At 72.2% G+C, this 19734-nt stretch carries 26 protein-coding genes; 20 read left to right on the forward strand and 6 right to left on the reverse strand.

Annotated elements, in window-relative coordinates:
• Positions 1 to 662: 662 nt before the first annotated feature.
• The 9 genes from KLP28_09550 (at position 663) to KLP28_09590 (ending at position 4557) form a co-directional block, all read left to right on the forward strand.
• Entirely contained in the window at positions 663 to 1043 is a 381-nt protein-coding gene (locus KLP28_09550) for a hypothetical protein (protein QWC83880.1), read from the forward strand.
• Positions 1044 to 1115: 72 nt separating this feature from the next.
• A complete protein-coding gene (locus tag KLP28_09555; GenBank protein QWC83881.1) occupies positions 1116 to 1532 on the forward strand; it encodes a gas vesicle protein in 417 nt (138 codons plus the stop codon).
• On the forward strand, positions 1529 to 2290 hold the full coding sequence (locus tag KLP28_09560; GenBank protein QWC83882.1) for a GvpL/GvpF family gas vesicle protein: 762 nt from the start codon (positions 1529 to 1531) through the stop codon (positions 2288 to 2290). Before KLP28_09555 ends, KLP28_09560 begins: the two co-directional genes overlap by 4 nt.
• The gene (locus KLP28_09565; protein QWC83883.1) at positions 2281 to 2529 is read left to right on the forward strand and encodes a gas vesicle protein GvpG; all 249 of its coding nucleotides are present in this window, start codon (positions 2281 to 2283) and stop codon (positions 2527 to 2529) included. The genes KLP28_09560 and KLP28_09565 overlap by 10 nt, the downstream gene beginning before the upstream one ends.
• 2 nt (positions 2530 to 2531) lie before the next feature.
• Positions 2532 to 2864 (forward strand): gas vesicle protein, encoded by a 333-nt coding sequence (locus KLP28_09570; GenBank protein ID QWC83884.1) that lies wholly within the window; start codon positions 2532 to 2534, stop codon positions 2862 to 2864.
• A gap of 5 nt (positions 2865 to 2869) precedes the next feature.
• Positions 2870 to 3235 carry a gas vesicle protein gene (locus tag KLP28_09575; GenBank protein QWC86905.1) on the forward strand — a complete coding sequence of 122 codons (366 nt, stop codon included), beginning with the start codon at positions 2870 to 2872 and terminating at the stop codon, positions 3233 to 3235.
• On the forward strand, positions 3228 to 4010 hold the full coding sequence (locus tag KLP28_09580) for a GvpL/GvpF family gas vesicle protein (protein ID QWC83885.1): 783 nt from the start codon (positions 3228 to 3230) through the stop codon (positions 4008 to 4010). The genes KLP28_09575 and KLP28_09580 overlap by 8 nt, the downstream gene beginning before the upstream one ends.
• Positions 4007 to 4273: a gas vesicle protein gene (locus KLP28_09585; protein ID QWC83886.1), complete on the forward strand. Its 267-nt coding sequence runs from the start codon at positions 4007 to 4009 to the stop codon at positions 4271 to 4273. The genes KLP28_09580 and KLP28_09585 overlap by 4 nt, the downstream gene beginning before the upstream one ends.
• Positions 4270 to 4557, forward strand: a complete 288-nt coding sequence (locus KLP28_09590; GenBank protein QWC83887.1) for a gas vesicle protein K — start codon at positions 4270 to 4272, stop codon at positions 4555 to 4557. Before KLP28_09585 ends, KLP28_09590 begins: the two co-directional genes overlap by 4 nt.
• 59 nt (positions 4558 to 4616) lie before the next feature.
• Here KLP28_09590 and KLP28_09595 read toward each other — a convergent pair whose 3' ends face one another.
• On the reverse strand, positions 4617 to 4841 hold the full coding sequence (locus KLP28_09595) for a hypothetical protein (GenBank protein ID QWC83888.1): 225 nt from the start codon (positions 4839 to 4841) through the stop codon (positions 4617 to 4619).
• Positions 4842 to 4953: 112 nt separating this feature from the next.
• Positions 4954 to 5943 (reverse strand): folate-binding protein, encoded by a 990-nt coding sequence (locus KLP28_09600; GenBank protein ID QWC83889.1) that lies wholly within the window; start codon positions 5941 to 5943, stop codon positions 4954 to 4956.
• A gap of 509 nt (positions 5944 to 6452) precedes the next feature.
• On the opposite strand from KLP28_09600, the gene dtd reads away from it, so the two are divergent.
• Positions 6453 to 6881 carry a D-tyrosyl-tRNA(Tyr) deacylase gene (dtd, locus tag KLP28_09605; GenBank protein QWC83890.1) on the forward strand — a complete coding sequence of 143 codons (429 nt, stop codon included), beginning with the start codon at positions 6453 to 6455 and terminating at the stop codon, positions 6879 to 6881.
• Here the strand turns inward: dtd and KLP28_09610 are convergent, their stop codons facing one another.
• A complete protein-coding gene (locus tag KLP28_09610) occupies positions 6882 to 8372 on the reverse strand; it encodes a polysaccharide biosynthesis tyrosine autokinase (GenBank protein ID QWC83891.1) in 1491 nt (496 codons plus the stop codon).
• A gap of 103 nt (positions 8373 to 8475) precedes the next feature.
• On the opposite strand from KLP28_09610, the gene KLP28_09615 reads away from it, so the two are divergent.
• Positions 8476 to 9915 (forward strand): hypothetical protein, encoded by a 1440-nt coding sequence (locus KLP28_09615; protein ID QWC83892.1) that lies wholly within the window; start codon positions 8476 to 8478, stop codon positions 9913 to 9915.
• 7 nt (positions 9916 to 9922) lie between these two features.
• Here KLP28_09615 and KLP28_09620 read toward each other — a convergent pair whose 3' ends face one another.
• Positions 9923 to 10282, reverse strand: a complete 360-nt coding sequence (locus tag KLP28_09620) for a DsrE family protein (protein ID QWC83893.1) — start codon at positions 10280 to 10282, stop codon at positions 9923 to 9925.
• 171 nt (positions 10283 to 10453) lie between these two features.
• Between KLP28_09620 and KLP28_09625 the strand changes: the two genes are divergently transcribed.
• The 3 genes from KLP28_09625 to KLP28_09635 are packed head-to-tail and all read left to right on the forward strand — an operon-like array spanning position 10454 to position 11616.
• Positions 10454 to 10594 carry a hypothetical protein gene (locus tag KLP28_09625; protein QWC83894.1) on the forward strand — a complete coding sequence of 47 codons (141 nt, stop codon included), beginning with the start codon at positions 10454 to 10456 and terminating at the stop codon, positions 10592 to 10594.
• Between the two features lie 28 nt (positions 10595 to 10622).
• A complete protein-coding gene (locus KLP28_09630) occupies positions 10623 to 11129 on the forward strand; it encodes an FABP family protein (GenBank protein QWC83895.1) in 507 nt (168 codons plus the stop codon).
• A gap of 16 nt (positions 11130 to 11145) precedes the next feature.
• On the forward strand, positions 11146 to 11616 hold the full coding sequence (locus KLP28_09635; protein QWC83896.1) for a transcriptional repressor: 471 nt from the start codon (positions 11146 to 11148) through the stop codon (positions 11614 to 11616).
• A 3-nt stretch (positions 11617 to 11619) separates the two neighbouring features.
• Here KLP28_09635 and KLP28_09640 read toward each other — a convergent pair whose 3' ends face one another.
• Positions 11620 to 12312, reverse strand: coding sequence for an SGNH/GDSL hydrolase family protein (locus KLP28_09640; protein ID QWC83897.1), 693 nt, complete (start codon positions 12310 to 12312; stop codon positions 11620 to 11622).
• 87 nt (positions 12313 to 12399) lie between these two features.
• Positions 12400 to 13266 carry an SGNH/GDSL hydrolase family protein gene (locus KLP28_09645; protein ID QWC83898.1) on the reverse strand — a complete coding sequence of 289 codons (867 nt, stop codon included), beginning with the start codon at positions 13264 to 13266 and terminating at the stop codon, positions 12400 to 12402.
• A gap of 136 nt (positions 13267 to 13402) precedes the next feature.
• Between KLP28_09645 and KLP28_09650 the strand changes: the two genes are divergently transcribed.
• The 6 genes from KLP28_09650 to KLP28_09675 all read left to right on the forward strand — a co-directional run bounded on the left by KLP28_09650 (position 13403) and on the right by KLP28_09675 (position 19713).
• Positions 13403 to 14386, forward strand: a complete 984-nt coding sequence (locus KLP28_09650; GenBank protein ID QWC86906.1) for an asparaginase — start codon at positions 13403 to 13405, stop codon at positions 14384 to 14386.
• 122 nt (positions 14387 to 14508) lie between these two features.
• Positions 14509 to 16227, forward strand: coding sequence for a DUF4012 domain-containing protein (locus KLP28_09655; GenBank protein QWC83899.1), 1719 nt, complete (start codon positions 14509 to 14511; stop codon positions 16225 to 16227).
• 118 nt (positions 16228 to 16345) lie between these two features.
• Positions 16346 to 16786, forward strand: a complete 441-nt coding sequence (locus KLP28_09660) for a helix-turn-helix domain-containing protein (GenBank protein QWC83900.1) — start codon at positions 16346 to 16348, stop codon at positions 16784 to 16786.
• 93 nt (positions 16787 to 16879) lie between these two features.
• On the forward strand, positions 16880 to 17569 hold the full coding sequence (locus tag KLP28_09665; GenBank protein ID QWC83901.1) for a hypothetical protein: 690 nt from the start codon (positions 16880 to 16882) through the stop codon (positions 17567 to 17569).
• Positions 17570 to 17753: 184 nt separating this feature from the next.
• The gene (locus KLP28_09670; GenBank protein ID QWC83902.1) at positions 17754 to 18026 is read left to right on the forward strand and encodes a DUF2516 family protein; all 273 of its coding nucleotides are present in this window, start codon (positions 17754 to 17756) and stop codon (positions 18024 to 18026) included.
• A gap of 235 nt (positions 18027 to 18261) precedes the next feature.
• Positions 18262 to 19713 carry a sugar transferase gene (locus tag KLP28_09675; GenBank protein ID QWC83903.1) on the forward strand — a complete coding sequence of 484 codons (1452 nt, stop codon included), beginning with the start codon at positions 18262 to 18264 and terminating at the stop codon, positions 19711 to 19713.
• Positions 19714 to 19734 lie beyond the last annotated feature (21 nt).

Genomic DNA, 19734 nt, shown 5'->3' on the forward strand with positions numbered 1-19734 from the left:
AGACTCACGTGACAATCGGCGCAGATGTGACTTTCGGCCCTGCCGTCCAGACCGGCTTCTACATACCGTCGGGATCATGAAGGCCAAGTTCTACTACCGACGACTCCGCTGCCGTCTGCGCCACGGATCGGTGTGCCCGCACGCGGCGACGTACCACCGCGGGTCGCCGCGTCGGCGCGAGGCGTCGCGCGCTGGTGCGGACGCCTGAGCACAGAAAGAGCCGCCGCCCGCGTCCTCGTGCGACTGACTAGGAACACCCGGATGACGCGAGCGGCGGCTGCTGGGTCAATCGTACGTCCGGCTTAGTCCGGATCACAGGGCCGGAAGTCACGACACACCTAGGACATCGGACCGTGATGCGACACGGTGTCGCAATGACCGCGAACGGTGCGAAACGGGCCAGCTCGTGCCTCGGCCCGTGTGGTCGGCGATCACGACTGCGGGGACCTGCGCACCACCCCCACGGGCGGCACGAACAGTGAGGCCCGACCACCCTCAGGGCGGGGAGGGCTAGCCCTCTCCACGCCTACGCCTCCTCTCGCGACCTGTTGCCGGTTTGTGATGACGGCTGGACGGCTAGACGGTTCGGGACCATCGATCGCGACAGAGGAGTCGTCATCGCCTTCCGACCAGACCGCGCCGGCGCAGCAGCCGCCGCTCGCGTGAGCGCTGCTGTCGCATCCGCCGCCCGAGGGGTGGCGACCCGGGGCGTACGCGCGACCTCTCTGGTCTGGGACAACCCGGTTGCGCGTCCCGTACGTCGGGTGGCCGCCGAGGTCGGGCGACGCGTCGATCCCGACCTGCCGAGGGACGCCGATGAGGCGGCTCCCGACCAGGACCGAGGCAGCGAGAGCGCGGCGGATCCGACGGTCCAGATGTCCAGTGACGCGAGCGACTCCTCGGGCGATGCGAGCGAGTCCGATGCCGCCGAGGACCCCGTCGCCGCAGCGTTCGCCGACGAGGACCCGGGACCGGCCGAGCTGTCGCGCGAGAACGACTCCGACGACCCCGTCGCGCACCTCGCCGAGGAGCTCGGCACCTAGTCGACCACCGGGTCGAGCACGACCGGCAGATCCGTCCGGACCGCCGCACGCACCGACAGCAGGAGGAACGGCATGACAGTCACCACCAGTCGTCAGTCAGGCGGCTACCTGGAGCGTCCCGCGCCGAGCGGCCTCGCCGACGTCGTCGAGGTCATCCTCGACAAGGGCATCGTCATCGACGCCTACGTACGCGTCTCGCTGGTCGGCATCGAGCTGCTCACCATCGACGCCCGCATCGTCATCGCCAGCGTCGACACCTACCTGCGCTTCGCCGAGGCGACCAGCCGGCTGAACCTCAACGAGCAGGGCGGCGAGAGCCTCACCGACGCCGTCGAGAGCCTCCAGCAGAAGGGTGCCCGCGGCAAGATCGGCGGCGCCGTCGAGGGCGCGAAGAACGCCCTGACCAGCTCCGACAGCGACGACGAGGACGAGGACGACGAGGAGGAGAAGGAGACGTCCTCGAGCTCGCGCAGCCGCAGGAAGTCGTGACCGCCACCGGGTCCGAGACAGCCCAGGCGGCCGGGGACCACCCGGTCCACTTCTACGGCGTCGTCCGCGCGGGCGAGGACCACTCGTCCCTGGCCGACCTCGACGTCACGGTCGTGGAGGAGGACGGTCTCGCCGCCGTGGTCTCATCACACGGCGACGAGCCCGTCCGCCCCTCGCGGCAGGCGCGCCGCCACCGGTCCGTGCTCGACGCGCTCGCCGCGGCCGGCGCCGTGGTGCCCGCCCGCTTCGGCACGGTGCTGGAGGGTGAGCAGGACGTACGCGCCGTGCTGCGCGAGGAGCGCGACCGGTGGGCCGCCGAGCTCGACCGGGTGCAGGGACGCCGCCAGTTCCGCGTCCGCGCTCTCTACGACGAGGAGCGCGTGCTCCGCGAGATCGTCACCGAGGACCCCCGCATCGCGGCGCTCCGCGAGGCCACCCAGGACCTGCCGCCGGAGGTGGGCCACGGCGACCGCGTACGCCTCGGCGAGCTCGTCTCGGTCGCGCTCGGCCGTCACCGGGCCGAGGACCGGGCTCGCGTGCTCGACGCGATCGAGCCTCTCGTCGTCGACCGTGCCGAGCACGAGCGCGGCGAGATCGACCACGTGCTCGACGTGTTCGTGCTCGTCGAGAACACCGCGCGCGGGGACTTCGAGGGCGGGCTCGAGGAGCTCGCCGCCGCCCTGCACCCGCGCATCCGCCTGCAGCTGACCGGACCCATGGCGCCGTACGAGTTCGTCGGTGGTGACACGTGGGCCTGATGAAGGAGCTGCTGCTGCTGCCCGCCGCGCCCCTGCGCGGCACGGTCCTCGTCGCCGAGCAGGTGATGAGGGTCGCGGAGGACGAGCTGTACGACCCCGCCCGCATCCGCCGCGAGCTCGAGGCCGTCGACGCCGCCCGGCAGGCCGGCACCCTCACCGACGACGAGGCCGACGACCTCGAGGACGAGCTCGTCGAGCGGCTCACCACTGCCCACGACCGACGCCGAAGGCGGAGATGACGATGGCATCAGGCAAGACCTCTGACAAGACCTCAGACAAGACTTCCGACAAGGGCTCCGAGTCCGGACGCCGCCTCGGCGCCGGTGCCGTGGCCCGCACGGCCGTCGACGAGCTCGCCGGGCTCACCGGCCGCGAGATCGAGGGCGTGGTGGGTGTCGAGCGCAGCGAGGACGGCTGGGTCGTCGAGATCGACGTCGTCGAGCTGCGGCGTACGCCCACCTCCACCGACGTGCTCGCCACCTACGAGGTCGAGGTCGATGGCGACGGTGAGCTGATGGGCTACCGGCGTACGCGTCGCTTCGGCCGCGGCCAGGTCTCCGGGGAGTCGCGATGAGTGAGATGTCCCCACGCCGCAGCAGCGAGCTCGACCGCAGCGGAGGCGGAGGACCGGCGAACCTCGCCGACGTGCTCGAGCGCGTGCTCGACAAGGGCGTCGTCATCGCTGGCGACATCCGCGTGAACCTGCTCGACATCGAGCTGCTGACCATCAAGATCCGGCTGCTCGTCGCCTCGGTCGACAAGGCCGCGGAGATGGGCATCGACTGGTGGCGTCGTGACCCGATGCTCTCGGCCGGCGCGGAGGACGTCGCGGAGGAGAACCGGCAGCTGCGCGAGCGCCTCGCCGCGTTGGAGCGGCGCCTCGGGCCGTCCTCGGATGAGGGTGAGGGTGAGGGCAAGGGCGAGGGCGAGGGTGAGGATGACTGAGGCCGCCACCGCCCGCTACGCGTACGCCGTCACCCGAGGTGCCGCCGAGGGAGCGCTCGCCGGCACGACCGGCATCCACGGCGCCCCCGTCGAGGTCGTCACCCGCGGTGAGCTGCAGGCGCTGGTCAGCGACGTGCCGCTGGAGGAGTTCGACGAGGAGCCGCTGCGCCGCCACCTGGAGGACCTGCGCTGGGTCGAGCAGGTCGCGCGCGCCCACGACGACGTCGTACGCGCCGCCCACGGCGCCGCGGTCGTGGCCCCGCTGAGCCTGGCGACGATCTTCCACGACGACGACGGCGTACGCGACCGGCTCCTCGCCGACGGTGCACGGCTCGGGGCGGCGCTGGACGCCGTCGAGGGCTGCGACGAGTTCAGCGTGAAGGTGCTGCGTCGCGCCTCGTCGACCGGGACCGCGGCGAGCAGCGCGGAGAGCCGGCCGGCGTCGGGGGCGGACTACCTGCGCCGCAAGCGCGAGGCCGCCGCCCACCGGGTCAGAGCCGAGCAGGCGGCCGCGGACTTCGCCGTCGCCGTCCACGACGCTCTCGCGGCCGAGGCCGCCGCCTCGCGCAGGCTGGCGCCGCAGGACCCGCGCCTGTCCGCGCTCGACGGGGTGATGACCCTCAATGCGGCCTACCTCGTACGCCGGGAGAGCAGCAACGGGTTCGCCGAGGCGCTGAAGGCCGTGCAGGACCGCGCGGGGGAGTCCGGCGCCGACGAGGTGAGCGTGGCGGGGCCGTGGCCGCCGTACTCCTTCGTCACGCTGGACGGCACGTGACCGCCGCCAACGGGATGGCGACACCGTCCGACGGCGGGCGGCAGATCGCCCTGGTCGACCTGCTGGACCGGCTCCTCGGAGCCGGCGTGGTGCTGTCCGGCGACCTGGTCATCTCCCTGGCCGGTGTCGACCTGGTGGAGGTGCGGCTGCACGCCCTCATCACCTCGGTGCGCTCGGAGCTCTCCCGCGGGTCCACCGACGGGCCGCTGTGGCAGGTCTCGCCGGACGTCGAGAAGCCAGGGGAGAGAGGGGAGCGACCGTGAGCGAGTTCAAGCGGCGGCTCGAGACCGACGCCGAGTCCGTGCAGCGCGACCTGATGAAGCTCGTGCTCACCATCATCGAGCTCGTACGCCAGCTCATGGAGAAGCAGGCGCTGCGCCGCGTCGACAGCGATGACCTCACCGAGGAGCAGATCGAGGAGCTGGGCACGGGGCTGATGCACCTCGAGGACGCGATGGAGCAGCTCAAGGACCAGTTCGGTCTGGAGGCCGAGGACCTCAACCTCGACCTGGGACCCCTGGGCACGCTGCTGCCGCCGCCGGACTAGGTGACGGGGCAGCGTCCGGCGGACAGCGTCCGGCGGGCAGCGTCAGTGGCGCGTACGCCTCAGGCGGTGACCCGCTGCAGCCGCTGCATCATCGGGACGCTCGGGAAGCGCTCGTCGGCGACGTGCTCGAGCAGGATCTCGGCGTAGAGGGGGACGTCGTCGGGCTCGAGCAGGTCCTCGATCATGTCCATCTGCGTCGAGGAGGGGTAGCGGTCGTCGCGCACCTTGCGGAGCATCGTCGCCAGCAGCATCCGGCGGGCCTGGCGGCGCGGGTCGTCCTGCATGTCTGCTCCTCGGTTCCTGTCGGGTTCGGTCCCTAGCCGACTACCCCGGCACGACCGTACGCACCACTTCGGGCGGGATGCGGCGAACCCGTCCAGACCGGTGGCGATCGCGTCAGCGCAGCCGCGGGCGTACGTGCAGGCCCACCTCGGGGTCCACGACGACCTCCTGCTGCGCCGGCACCCCGTCGACGACGACCTCGGCGTCGACGGCGGTGTTGCGCTTGAGCAGGGCCAGCCCGATGGGTCCGAGCTCGTGGTGGCGCGCGGAGGTGCCCATGCGGCCGACGCGCTTGTCGCCGACGAGCACATCGGAGCCGACCGGGGGCAGCCTGTTCTCCGTGCCGTCGAGGTGCAGCAGCGTCAGGCGGCGCGGGGGCCGGCCCAAGGTGTGCACGCGTGCGACGGTCTCCTGGCCGCGGTAGCAGCCCTTGTCGAGGTGCACGGCGGCGTCGATCCAGCCGGCCTCGTTGGGGATCGTCCGCTCGTCGGTGTCGAGTCCCAGGCGGGCCTCGCCGCGCTCGATGCGCAGGGCCTCGTACGCCCACAGCCCCGCCGCCGGTCCTGCGGCCTCGCCGAACGTGCCGAGGTCGGCGCGCGGCACGAAGACGAACCCGGAGAACGGGACGCCCTCGACGACCTTCGCCGGCCGCCACACCGTGGCGAGCTCGTCGGTGACGTCGGTGACCTCGACGCGGGTCATGAAACGCATCCGGTCCAGCCACGCGACCAGGTCGCCCACGCGGCCGGGCTCGGTGTGCGCGGTGAAGGACTCACCGTCGTCGTAGCCGTAGAACGCGTGCTCGGTGTGGCCCTGCGGGCTGAGGATCAGGGCGCCTGTCCAGGTCTCGGGGCCGAGCTGCTCGAGGTGCTGGCTGGTCAGGGAGTGCAGCCAGCTCAGACGGTCCGGACCGGTCACCCGCAGCACCCCGCGGTGCGAGAGATCGACGAAGCCCTCCCCGGCCACCAGACGCCGCTGCTCGGTCGTGAACGACCCGAAGTGCGCCGGCACGCCGGCGTCGACACCCATCGCGGCGACGGCGTCGGGCAGGGACAGCAGGGGCGAGGCGTACGCGGACTCGGTGCGGTCGTCGGTGGCGCTCATGCCCCCATCGTGCCCACGTGCGGGGTCGCAGACCAATGCGGCAGACAAGCGGACCCGCGGTCCCGATGACGAGGAAGTACACCGGGACCGCGAGCCCTGCGCCGCCTGAGGGGGGTGGCGGCACGAGCGCGGGGCCGGAACGGTCCGCGCTCGCGGGTCGCTGGGAGGTCGACCCTGGCTTCCATGGTGCGTCGCGGACCCCGGGGTGCGAAGGCCGGTGCAGTCAGATTGGGGGAGTTCTTCGCTCGTTCTCAGGCGCGGCGATGGGCGGCTCCCGTCCCGCACAAGGGGGGTAGGCGTGCGGGACGGGAGCCTCATCGAGGGCCACCCTGTGAAGAGGTTGGGGGGAGGGGTGACGCTCGGAGGTGAAGGGGCGCCGAGGGGGGGTGGTCGCCTGCCTTCTCCTCGACGGTAGGTCGCGCGCAGTCACAGCTGCAAGCGTTTTCCGCGAGCGCGTGCGTCTCCGTACTCGATGGATCGGAAAGCGCGTGCTGTGGCAGCCTTCCGGGGTGAGAGCAGTGGTGCAGAGGGTGAGCGAGGCGTCCGTGACGGTCGACGGGGACGTCGTCGGTGAGATCGCCGAGCCCGGCCTCGTCGTGCTCCTCGGCGTCACCCACGACGACGGTGCGGACCAGGTCGCCTGGATGGTCCGCAAGATCTCCGAGCTCAAGCTGCTCCGCGAGGAGCAGAGCCTGCTCGAGGCGTCCGCACCGGTGCTGGTGGTCAGCCAGTTCACGCTCTACGCCGACGTGAAGAAGGGGCGCAAGCCCTCGTGGTCGAAGGCGGCGCCCGGGGCGGTCTCGGAGCCTCTCTACGAGGCTGTGTGTGACGGCCTGGAGGGCGTCGGGCTGCACGTGGCGCGCGGGGTCTTCGGGGCCGACATGGCCGTGTCGCTCGTCAACGACGGGCCGGTGACGTTGGTGCTTGAGACGCCCTAGCTACTGGTCGTCGAGCTTCTTGCCGAGCTCGCTCTTCTTCTCCTCGCGCGAGGCGCGCTTGCCGGCCGCCCGCTGGGCCTTGCGCTCGGCCCTGGCCGCCTTGTGGTCGGTCGCCGCCTCGGTGGGGGCGTAGCCGTACCCGTAGCCATAGCCGTACCCGTAGCCGTACTTGCCGCCCCGCTTGCCCGACGGCGTCATGTTCAGCACGACGCCGAGGATGCGGCCGCCGACGTTGTCCAGGCGGGCCCGGGAGCCGGCGACCTGGTCGCGCGTGGTCTTGCCGTGGCGTACGACGAGGATCGCCCCGTCCGCGTGCGTCGCGAGCAGTGCCGCGTCGGTGACCGGCAGCAGCGGCGGGGAGTCGATGACGACCACGTCGTACGCCTCCCGCACCTGCGTGATCAGCTCACGCATCGAGGTCGACTGCAGCAGCTCGGCCGGGTTCGGCGGCAGCGCACCGGAGGTGAGCACGTCCAGGCCCGGCACCTTCCACTGCTGCACCGCGTCCTCGAGGTCGACCTGGCCGGTGAGCACCGTGGTCATGCCGACCGCGGGCTCCAGGTCGAGCATGCGCGCCACCTGCGGGCGGCGCAGGTCGCCGTCGACGAGCAGCACCTTCTGGTCGGCCTGGGCGAGGGTGATCGCGAGGTTCGTCGAGGTCGTCGACTTGCCCTCGCCGGGCAAGGAGGAGGAGACCGCGAAGACCTTGTGGGCGGAGTCCACGTCGATGAACTGCATGTTCGTGCGCAGCACCCGGAACGCCTCGAGCCGCGGCGCATGGGAGTCCAACGAGGTGACCAGCGGCTTCTCGGCGGTGTTCGCGTCGAACGCGATGCCGCCCACCAGCGGCGCGTCCGCGGCCTCGGAGGCGACCTCACCCGACTTCACGCTCGTGTCCAGCGTCTCGCGCAGCACCGCCAGGCCCAGACCCAGCAGGGCGCCCAGCACGATGCCGAGGCCGATGTTGCGCAGCGGCACCGGCGAGACCGGGCCGACCTCGAGCGTCGCCGGCTGCGTGATCGTCGCCTTCAGCAGCGGCTGGCGCTGGTTCGGCGGGGTCTCCAGCTCGGCCACCAGGTCGACCATCACGGTCGCGAGGGTCGCGGCGATGCGCTGGGCGACCACCGGGTCCTCGTCGGTGACGGTCAGCTGCAGGCTCACGGTCTGCGGCAGCACCGTCGCCTCGATCTGACCGGCGAGCTCGTCGGCGCTCACACCGTCGAGCGCGAGCTGGTCGAGCACCAGCGCCGCGGTCGCGGGGTAGGTCGCCACGTCGGCGTACGACGCCACCCGCTGCGTGGAGAACGTGCCACCCGCGCTCGCCTCGGAGACGTCGCTGGCCTGCGTGGAGACGAACAGGTTCGTCTGGGACTGGTACTGCGGCGTCTGCTGGTACGTCACCAGCGCCGCAGCCGAGACCACGATCAAGAAGGTCGTGACGATCATCAGCCAGCGGCGGCGGACGATGCGCAGATAGTCGCGCAGCTCCATGAGGAAAGCTCCCAGGTGGGGGTGCGGGGTCGCCACACTCTAGACGTTCACGGGTTCGGACATTCCGCCACGACGCGGCCCTTCCCCGTGTGACCATCGAGCGGTGGACGCCCTGCTCGCACGCCTGCGCCCGTACCGCCTCGGGCTCCTCGTGCTCGTCGCGCTCGCACCGCTGTTCCTGCTCACCGCCGAGCGCAGCGTCCCCAACACCGACGCCTCCGCCGCGAGCATCGCCGCGTGGCGGATCGCCTCCACCGGTGAGCCGTGGCTCGACGGGGTCGACCTCGACGCGCTGCCCTCGGACCAGGTGCGGTTCCCCGACTTCTCTGTGCAGACCCGTGAAGACGGACGCATCGTCGTCGCCCGCACCATGGGCGCCGTGCTGCCGGCCGTCCCGGCGTACGCGCTCCTGAACCGCTCCACCGACCCCGCCGACTTCGAGACCGCGCCCGGCTCCTGGACCGGCTCCGTCATCGCCCTGCTCGCCCTGTGGTTCCTCTACCTGCTGACCCGGCAGTGGTGGGGCGACGCCCGCGCCGCCCTCGTCACCGCCGTCGTCGGCGTCTCCACCCCGATCTGGTCCGTGGTCGCCGACATGCTCTGGACCCACGGGTTCACGGTGCTCGGCATCCTGGCCATGGCGTACGCCACCTCCCGCGGCCGCTGGTGGGCCACCGGGTTCGCCGGCGGTATCGGACTGCTCGGCCGCCCCCACGTCGCGTTCGTCGTCGCGATCCTCGGCGTCGGGCTCGCCGTGCGTCGTCGTGAGCCGATGATCGCGGTGAAGATGGGGCTCGCGTCCGGCGCGTGGCTCGTGGTGCTGCTGGTGTGGAACCGGTGGCTCTACGGCGTCTGGTCGGCCGAGGGTGGCTACTCCGGACGCGAGGTCACGTCGCAGACCCTGGGGTCGGGGGCGTTCACGGTCGACCAGCTGCTCGACCAGGTCGGCCTGTGGGTCTCACCCATCGTCGGACTGCTGCCCTGGTCACCCGCCCTGCTCGTGCTGCTGCCCGCCGTCGTCGCCTGTCGTCGTCGTCTGCCGGACTGGACGCTGTGGCTCGCGCTGGGCGGCGTCGCGTACGGGATCGTGCAGGGCCAGATCAACGGCTTCACGGGTGGGTCGGGCTTCTACGGCTACCGGCTGATGCTCGAGCCCATGGCCTGCTTCCTGCCCGCGTGCCTGCTGGTGGTGCCGATGCTCGCGCGTCGCTGGCAGGTGCTGCTGGGGGCCCTCGTGGGGTGGCAGGTCGCGCAGATCTCGGTGGGGGCGGTGCAGAAGGCGTGGCTTGTGCGCGAGGAGAGTCGCTGGACCGACCACGGCTTCTTCCTCGCCCTGCGCACCGAACCAGAGCTCATCATCTGGGCGGTGCTGCTCACCGTCATCGGCGCCCTCGTGGCCGCGAAGCTGACCGAAGGTCCCCCGGTGGTTGAGGAGCTCGAGCCGCTAGGCGAGGGCGTCTCGCAACCACCCCAGCCGCGTCGGTGGTCGAGGAGCGAGGGGCTACCCGAGCCGCGAGACCCCCGCACCCACGTCACTCAGTAGACCTCGCTCAGTAGACGAGCGCCTGCACCCCGTCGGCGAGCGACTCCTCCACGAACACCGCCGCGCCCGCGATCCGCACGCCCGGCAGCAGGTTGGACTCGTCGAGCGACCGGCGGGCGGCGCACTGCGTACACATCGTCACGCGTCCCGCCTGCAGCAGCGTCTCGAGCAGGTCGGGCAGTGGGGTGGCGTGGTCGAGCTGCAGGTCTTCCGCCCGGTTCGGCACCGCGAGCCACACGGCCTCCCCCGTCAGCCACAGGCTCACCTCCGCCCCGGCGGCGATCGCGGTGGCCGCGACGGTGAACGCCTGGTTGGCGCGCTCGGGGGAGTCGAGCCCGCAGGTGACCTTGACGACGAGGGGACGCATCGCATGAGCCTGGCGGGGTTTCGAGACGCTCGCAAGCTCGCTCCTCAACCACCGGGTGACGCTCGCAAGCGGCCTCCCGAACCACAAGAACAGGTGGGATCTCGAAAATCGCCCGATCGGCACGATCCGAAGCTGATCCCTCCTGTTCTTGTGGCGGCGTACTGTCAGCTCATGGAGCTCGTGATCGTCGTCCTGCTGGGGGCCTTCGCCTTCGTCGGCGGCATCGCCCTGATGGTCGCGATCGTGCTCGGGCTGCTCAACCCGAGCCGGCTCAAGAGCAAGGTCGACGATCTGCGCCCGTCGAAGCGGTAGGGGCGTGCGCCCTGGCAGGATCGGTCCCATGGGCACCTTCGAGCTCCCCGACAACCTGCACCCCGACTGCGGTCCCATCGCGTGGATGCTGGGGGAGTGGCACGGCAACGGCCACGGCGACTACCCCACGATCGACGCGTTCGGCTTCGAGCAGCACCTGCACTTCACCCACGACGGGCGCCCCTTCTTCCACTACCTGGCGCGGTCGTGGGTCACCGACGCCGAGGGCAACCGGCTGCGCCCGGGCGCGCTGGAGACCGGAGTCCTGCGGGCCCGGCCCCAGGGCAAGCTCGAGCTGCTGCTCAGCCACTCCACGGGGATCAGCGAGGTCTGGTACGGCGCCGCGGCCGACGGCAAGGTCGAGCTCCGCACCGCCGGCGTGAGCTTCACCGAGTCCGCCAAGGAGGTCACCGGCGGACACCGGCTCTACGGCAACGTCGAGGGCGAGCTGATGTACGCCTACGACATGGCCGCCGTCGGCCAGGAGCTCCAGCCCCACCTGTGGGCGCGCCTGCAGCGCGTCACCGGACAGTGAGCAGGGCGCGTACGCCATGACCGACCCGGGCCGCGAGGACGACTGGCGTACGCGCCTGCGCGCCACCGGCCGCCGTCTCACCCCCCAGCGCGAGCTGGTGCTGCGCGCGGTCGACGAGCTGCGTCACGCCACCCCCGACGAGGTCCTCGCCCACGTGCGCCGCGACTCGGCCTCGCTGAACATCTCGACCGTCTACCGCACGCTCGAGCTGCTGGAGTCGCTCGGGCTCGTACGCCACGCCCACCTCACCGACCGTGCCCCGACCTACCACGCCATCGATCTGAGCGGCCGCCACGAGCACTTCCACCTGGTCTGCCGCGGCTGCGGGGACGTGATCTCCGTCGACGCCGAGGAGATCGAGGACCTCGCGACCCGGCTGCGTGAGGAGCGCGGGTTCCGCGTCGACACCGGGCACCTCACCGTCTTCGGGTGGTGCGGCGACTGCGAGGCCCCCGAGCAGGTCGAGCGCCCGACCACGGCGCCGTGAGGCTCAGGCGGCCTGCTGCTGGGCGAGCATCAGCCAGTCCAGCCGGTCGATGACGACCTGCGCCTGCCGGGCGGCGCCCTCCGGGTTCGCGTACTCACCGTCGTCGGTGTAGCGCTTCAGCCACCGGCCGGGCGTCGTCGCGACGGGGGAGAAGATGTCGAGCACGGCGATGTCGCGCCGCTCCCCGTACGCCGAGAGCTTGCGGTTGACCAGCTTGGTGAGGAAGCCGCGCTCGTTCGATGGCGGCACCAGCACCAGCACGGGGGTCGCGTCCCGCTCGCGTACGCCACGCACCAGCACCTTGATGTCGGCGACGATCTCCGGCGCGGGCTCCCCGAGGCTCACGTCGACCGCCCCGGCCGCGATCATCACGATGTCGCCGGCGACGACCTGGTCGAGGCGGGACTCGAGCGACCTGGCGCGGGCGTCCTCCTCGGCGAGCACGACGCCGCGCTCGACGGGACCGCCGTCCTCGGCCGGGATCGCCCGGTAGAACCACGACCCCTCGGCGAGCACGTGCCCGTCGCCGAGCACGCTGACCACGGTCGCCGTGTCCTCCTCGGCGACGGGGGTCAGGGGCGCACTCGCCTCGGCCGTCGTCGCGACAGACCGCGTCATCGCGAGCACCACGAGCACGACCGTCAGCACCGACAGTGCGGTGAGGCCGGCGAGCTGCGCGCCCTTCGCGAGATTCACGTCAGGCATCGTAGGCGCCCCGGCCACGCAGACGGGGAGGATCCGGTCGGATCGCCCGGGTTGCGCCCGGTCGCGGCCGTCCCGCTGCTATCCGAGCGCGCGGATCGACGCGGCCATGCGCTTGGCGAAGTAGCGGTGGCCCGAGCCCGTGGGGTGGATGCGGTCCACCCGGATGAACCGTGCCGCGTTGCCCGTCATGTCGCGGCGGTCGCCGTCGATCCACCCCTCGGCGATCGGGTCGACCCACGCGACCTCGGCCCGGTCGGCCTCGCGGCGCAGCACGTCGCGCAGCTGCAGCAGCGAGTCCGGCGGGTCGCCGTTGACCCAGAACGGGCCGAACACCACGGTGCGTACGTCAGCGTCCGCCAGGTCCGCGAGCAGCCTGCGGGCGTTGACCGCGACCTCGTCGTAGGTCTCCAGGCCTGCGTTGATCGCGGCGTGGTCGTTGTAGCCGCCCGCGACCACCACGAGGTCGGGGTCGGCAGCCACCACGGCGGGGGCGTGCTCGTCGTAGCTGCTGGTCTCGGTCGGCTCGGGGCCGTCGTCGGCCCACCCGGTGCCGCCCTCGGCGAAGTTCACCAGCTCGGCGTCCAGGCGCTTGGCGAGACCGTCGCCCATGCCCTTGCCGTCGGGGGCGCCCTTGCCGTTGAGGTAGGAGTCGCCCACCAGCGCCATGCGCACCGGACCCGTCAGGCCGGCGAGCCCCGAGGCGCGTACGGAGGCCATCTCGGTGTCGCCCTCGCTGCCCTCGCTGCCCGCGCTGCCCGCGGAACGGTCAGTGGCGCCCTCCGGTGTCGCCGCGGTCGCGGCGGTGGCCACCGAGGAGTCCCCGGCGGGCAGCAGCACGGTCTGGGCGAGCACGACGAACGCGACGGCGCCCGCGGCAGCAGCGCCGGCCGCGGTGGGCGTGAGCCGGCGAGGCCGCGGCGCCCGATGCGCCGGCGTACGTCCCATGTGACGCACTTTACCGTCGTACCGGTCTCGTGGCACCCGCGTTGGGAAGGTCCGCGAGGTACTCACCCGCCGCTAGGTTCGGGGCGTGCCGACCCCCACCGAGCAAGCCCTCCTCACCTACGGCGACGACGCGGTGGTGCCGCTCGTGCAGGTCGTCCGGGGCGACGTCGTCGAGGGAACCCACCGGGGGGCAGCGGTCGTGCTGGACGCCGCGGGGCAGGTGCGGTGGTCGGTCGGGGACGTCACCCGCCCGGTGCTCCCGCGCTCGTGCAACAAGCCGATGCAGGTCATCGCGTGCCTGCGTCACGGTCTCGAGCGCCTCGACCTGCCCGCGGAGCTCCTCGCGCTGGCCACCGCGTCGCACTCCGCGGAGCCCGTCCACGTCGAGGGCGTACGCCGCATCCTCGCCACCGTCGGCCTCGACCTCGACGCCCTGCAGACCCCCGCCGTGCGGCCGATGGACACCGCCGCCGCCGACGCGGCCGTCCGCGACGGGCGACCCGAGGCGCCTGCGTTCATGGACTGCTCGGGCAAGCACGCCGCCTTCCTCGCCACGTGCGTCGTGGCCGGGTGGGACACCGGCACCTACCTCGACCCGGCCCACCCGTTGCAGGTCGCGGTGCGGGGGACCTTCGAGGCGTACGTCGGCGAACCCGTCGAAGCCTCCTCCGTCGACGGCTGCGGCGCCCCGCTGCCGGGGTGCTCACTGACCGGGCTCGCCCGGGCGTACGCCACCCTCGGCTCCGCGACACCCGAGACCGACGCGGCGGCGGCGTCGGTGGCACATGCCTTCCGTACGCACCCGCTGATGACCTGCGGCACCACCCGCGACGAGCTCGCGCTGATGCAGGCGGTGCCGCGGCTGATCGCGAAGTCCGGCGCCGACGCCTGCTACGCCATGGCGCTGCCGGGCGGCGGTGCGCTGGCGCTGAAGATCGACGACGGGGGCGATCGGGCGCGTACGCCTGCCGCCGTCGCCACGCTGCGCGCCTCGGGGGCTCTCGACGACCTGGCTGTGGCCCTCGACGACCCCACCGTGCGCGAGCGCGTGCTGCAGCTCGGTGACGCGCCGGTGCTCGGCGGGGGACGCCCCATCGGTCGCCTGCGCCCCCTGGTCTGAGGTCGCGTCCCAGGCGGTCTGCGGCCGGTCCGCGGATCGAGCGATGCGTTCTGTCGGACCGATGAGGTAGAACCGTTTCGCGACGACGCCTCGGGAGCGTCGCGCTCCACGAGCCCTGGGGGGTGCTGCACGTGCGGGTGCTGCGAGCACTGCTGCTGCCTCCCCTGGTCATCGCGATCGTCGTCGGCGTCGTGCTCATCGGGCGCAACGGCTGGCAGGCGACCCAGGCCGTCCGCGACATCCGCGCCGCCGGCACCGCGGCCGTCGCCCTGCGCGCGGCCCTCCAGGCCGGTGACGTCGACGCCGCCGGGCAGCAGCTCGCCGCGGTGGAGGCGTTCAGCAGCGCAGCGGCCGAGCGGCTCGAGGGCCCCACGTGGCGCCTGACCGAGCGGCTGCCCGGCATCGGCGACGACATCGCGGCCGTCCGCCGCAGCTCCGCCCTCGCCGCGCGTGCGGCGGGCACGCTCGGGCCCCCGCTGCTCGAGGTCGCCCGCGAGCTGACCCCCGACCGGCTCCGACCCGTCGACGGCGCCGTCGACCTGCAGCTGCTGGCCGAGCAGGGGGAGGCCCTCGCCGAGGCCGGGGCCGACCTGCAGCGCCTCACGATCGAGCTCGAGCAGGTCGAGCTGGCCGAGGTGGTGCCCCAGATCCAGGACTCGGTGCGGCTGCTCCAGTTCACCCTCACCGAGGTCGGCGGCCTGGTCTCTCAGGTCCGGGACGCCGCGCAGGCGATGGGTCCGGCGCTCGGGGCCGCCGACGTCCGCCGCTACCTCGTGCTGCTCCTCGACCCCACGGTCGCCCGCCCCGGCGGCGGGGAGCCGGTCGCGTACGCCCTCCTCGAGGCCGACGAGGGCCGGCTCACGATCGCCGACAGCGGACCGGTCGAGGCGTCGACGCTCGCAGGCGGGGCCGGCGTCCGGTTGGAGGCGTCCGAGGTGGCCGTGGCGGGCGTACGCCGTGTCGACACGCTCGGCGACGCCTTCCGTACGCCGGACTTCCGCCGCACCGCGCAGCTCGTACGCACCCTGTGGCAGCAGGCCGCACCCGGCGAGGTCGACGGGGTCGTCGCCCTGGACCGCGTCGCCCTGTCCGACGTGGCAGCCGTGCTCGACGACACCGCCGACGAGCCACCCCTCGAGCCCCTGCTGACCGCGGACTCGCCCGAGCAGCGCGCCACCCTCGCCGCGAGCCTGCGCAGCACTCTCGAGCAGGTCCTCGCCGGAACGGGTGACTCCGGCGCGCTCCTCGACACGTTCGCCGCCGAGGGCGTCGTCGACCGCCTGCACCTGTGGACCGCCGATCCGCAGGTCGAGCGCAGCCTTCCCCGGTCGAGCCTCGCCGGCGTGCCGACGGGCGACCGCGACGGCGCACCCCTGATCGGCGCCTATCTGGGCGCCCCCGAGGGTGGGCCCGCGACGCGTCTCGGGCTCCGCAGCATCCGCGTACGCACCCTCTCGTGCGCTCCCGAGGGCCGCGAGCTGGTCGTCTCCGCGGTGGTGGCCGGGCCGGCGTCCGAGGTCGGTCTCGGCGGCACCCTCGGCACGGCGGAGGTCGCCGACGGTGCGCTCCTGCTGCTGGGGTCGGCCGGCGGGGACCTGTCCTCACGCCCCGAGGTCGACGGCGTCGCCGTCGACGCGGAGACGACGGTGCTGGCCGGACGGCGGCTCATCCGCGTCCAGGTGAGCGTCGCGGCCGGCGAGGAGGTGGTCGTACGCACCACCGCCACCACCCGCCCCTCGCACCAGCAGGAGCCGCTGATCCAGACCGCGGCGCTGTGGCCCCAGCCGCGTGAGCGGGTCGACCCCGCCCCGTGCCGCCGCGCTGCCACCCCGCTGCCGTGACAGACGCCACCCACATCGGTGGGTGCTAACTGTGCAAGCGGGGTTTGAGCGTTATATGTAATGGCAGTCACGTGTATCAGGTTTGCATCTGCTAGCAGTTGCAAGCATAGTGGTGGTCATGGCGAAGACGAAGGTGAGCAACGCGGTGCAGTCGCTCGGCGACCACCTGCGCGAGCAGCGTCAGGCTGCTCAGCTCTCCCTGCGTCAGCTGGCTGAGCAGACGGGCATCTCCAATCCGTACCTCAGCCAGATCGAGCGCGGTCTGCGGCGGCCCTCGGCAGATGTCGTGCAGCAGCTCGCGAAGGTGCTGCGCATCTCCGCGGACCAGTTGGGCGAGCTCGGCGCCGACGTACGCGGCACCCCGTCGGTCACCGTCGAGGACGCCGTGCTCGCCGACCCCGACCTCACCGCCGCGCAGCGTCACGCGCTGCTCGAGGTGTACGCCGCCTTCACCGCCCCGGCCCGAGCCGAGCGCGAGGCCGCCCAGCAGGACGAGCCGGACACGCAGCCGGACACAGAGCCGGACACGCAGCCGGTAGACGAGCCGCTGACCGCCTGAGCGGCCGCCGGCACCCAGACCACCCAGACCACCCAGACCACCCGGACCACCCAGACAGCCACGAGCCGCAGCCGCGGCACGGAAGGAACTCACATGGCCACCAAGAACGCCACCAAGAACTTCAACCTCAAGGACGAGGCCGCGAAGCTCCCCTTCGCCGCCGTCGGCGCCTTCGACGTCGTCGTCGAGCGCGTACGCACCGTCTCCACCGACGTGCAGACCCGCATCAACGACGTCGAGTTCGACGCCGACAAGCTGGTCGAGCAGGCCCGCGGCCTGGTCAAGACCCGCGTCGAGGAGGTCCGCGACACCGCCGAGACCCGCCGTAAGGACATCGAGAAGCGCGTCACCGACCTGCAGAAGCAGGCCGAGGCGTTCCCGACCACCGCGCGCAGCGAGGTCGAGAAGCGGTTCAACGAGACCGTGACCGTGTACGGCGACCTCGCCACCCGCGGCGAGAAGCTGGTCGAGAAGATCCGCGGCGACAAGGCCACCGAGCAGGCCGTCGAGGGCGCGAAGCAGACCAAGGCGCAGGCCAAGGGTGCGGCGACCGCCACGAAGAACCAGGCCAAGACCGCGGTCAAGAAGACCCAGGCGGCTGCGAAGTCCGAGGGCACGGTGGCCGAGAAGGCGGAGAAGACCGCCAAGACCGCCAAGACCACCGCGTCGAAGACGACCTCGACCGCCAAGTCCGGAGCCAAGCGCACCACCACCTCGGCGAAGAAGACCGCGTCGAAGACCTCGAAGGCTGCCTCCTCGGCCGCTGACAAGGCCGGCTCCTGATCCAGTTCCCCCGGCGCTGACGCCTCGCGCCGGTCGTGCCTGACCGCCCGGTCCCTCTCCCAGGACGTTCCTCGGGCAGGTCGGCACCACGCAGAGCCCTCGGGTCCATCCCTCCCTCGGACCCGGGGGCTCTGTTCTGTCCGCTCACCCCCGCCTCGCGGGCCCTCTCGCCTAGGATCGAGCCATGGAGCTGATCACCGGCATCACCCTGCTCGCGGCGTACGCGCTGCTCGCTGTGAAGCTGTGGGCCCTCATCGACGCCGTGACCCGCCCCAGCGAGGCGTACGAGGCCGCGGGCAAGCTCACCAAGCCCGCGTGGCTGCTGATCCTCGGTCTCGCCCTGGTCGCCCACCTCATCGACATGCAGCCCGTCGGCCTGCTGAACGTGGTCGGCACGGTCGCCGCGTTCGTCTACCTGCTCGACGTGCGCCCCGCCCTCGCCCGGCTGCGGCGCTGAGTCGACCGGGGAATCGACGGGGGACCAATGGCCCGTTCTGACTACGTATGACCCGGCTCATCTGGACTAGGCGACCGAATCGGTCGATACTGGCGGAATGTCGACGACCTTCTCGGGACAGGTCGGCCAGAAGCAGACGCAGCAGCCTGCACCGCAGCTTCTTCCACCTCCCGGTGCGCCACTCAGCCACCCGTTCACCCATTGGGGCGATCTCGACGTGAGCCAGACTCCGTCGATGCCCGAGCGACGACCGACCCGCCGCACGGCCCGCGGAGCGCGACGCGCGCTGCAGCGCAAGCTGCAGCCGTTCGTGGCGCTGATGGTCGTGGTCGACGCGATCATGATCGCCCTGTCGGTGCTCGTGGCCGCCCGGCTGCGCGAGGTCTTCGACTTCTTCTACGGCGTGGAGTTCTCCGACGCCCTCATCGTCGGCTCCGCAATCTCGTTCGCGGTGGTGTGGCTGGTCGCGCTGTTCTTCCGCGGGGCGTACGACGTGCGCCAGGTCGGGTCCGGCATGGCCGAGTACGCCGCCGTCACCCGCGCCTCGTGGATGGCCGCCGCCGGCATCGGGGTCATCCTGTTCCTGTTCCAGGCGACGCTCTCGCGCGGGCTGTACCTGATCTCCTTCGCCGTCGGCTTCCCCGCGCTGCTGCTGGGTCGCTGGCTCGTACGCCGCCTGCTCAACCGCGTCCGCGCCGCCGGCCGCCTGCGCCACCGCACCCTCGTGCTCGGCGCCCCCGCGGCCGTCGAGGAGATCGTGGGCGTCGTCCGCCGCAACCAGGCCTCGGCGTACGAGCTCGTCGGTGCCTGCGTCCCGCAGACGGTCGACGGCCTGTCGGTGCCCGTGCTGGGCCGCGCCCGGGACGTACGCGAGCTCGTCTCCGAGCACCGCATCGACACCGTGCTGGTGACCGGCGGGCTCGACTCCGCCGCCTCGCTCCGCCGGGTCGGCTGGGCGCTGGAGGGGCTCGACGTCGACCTCGTCGTCACGCCGTCGCTGACGGAGGTGGCCGGTACGCGCATCCACATGCGGATGGTCGCCGGCCTGCCCCTGGTGCACGTGGAGGAGCCGCAGGCGGGCGCCGCGTCCGGTCTGCGCAAGCGGGCCTTCGACGTCACCGTCGCCTCGACCCTGCTCGTGCTCGGCGCGCCCGTCTTCGCGCTGGTCGCCCTCCTCATCAAGCTCGAGGACCGCGGCCCGGTCTTCTTCCGCCAGCAGCGCGCGGGTCGCGACGGCGAGGACTTCGGCATGATCAAGTTCCGCTCGATGGTGCCCGACGCCGAGGACCGGCTGGGCGAGGTCAGCGCCGGCAACGAGGTCGAGGGCGGGGTGCTCTTCAAGTCCAAGCAGGACCACCGCATCACCCGGGTCGGGTCGGTGCTGCGCAAGTTCAGCCTCGACGAGCTGCCGCAGCTGCTGAATGTGGTCATGGGCGACATGTCGCTGGTGGGCCCGCGGCCGCCGCTGGGCAGCGAGGTCGCGCAGTACGCCGACGACCACCACCGGCGCCTGCTCGTACGCCCCGGCATGACCGGCCTGTGGCAGGTCTCCGGACGCTCGGACCTGTCGTGGGACGAGTCGGTGCGCCTGGACCTCTACTACGTCGACAACTGGTCCCTCGCCGGTGACCTGATGATCATGCTCCGCACCGTGCGTGCGGTCGCTGCGGGCCGCGGCGCCTACTGACGCCGAGGGGTCACTTCCCGT

This window comes from Nocardioidaceae bacterium (assembly GCA_018672315.1).
Lineage (GTDB): Bacteria > Actinomycetota > Actinomycetes > Propionibacteriales > Nocardioidaceae > TYQ2.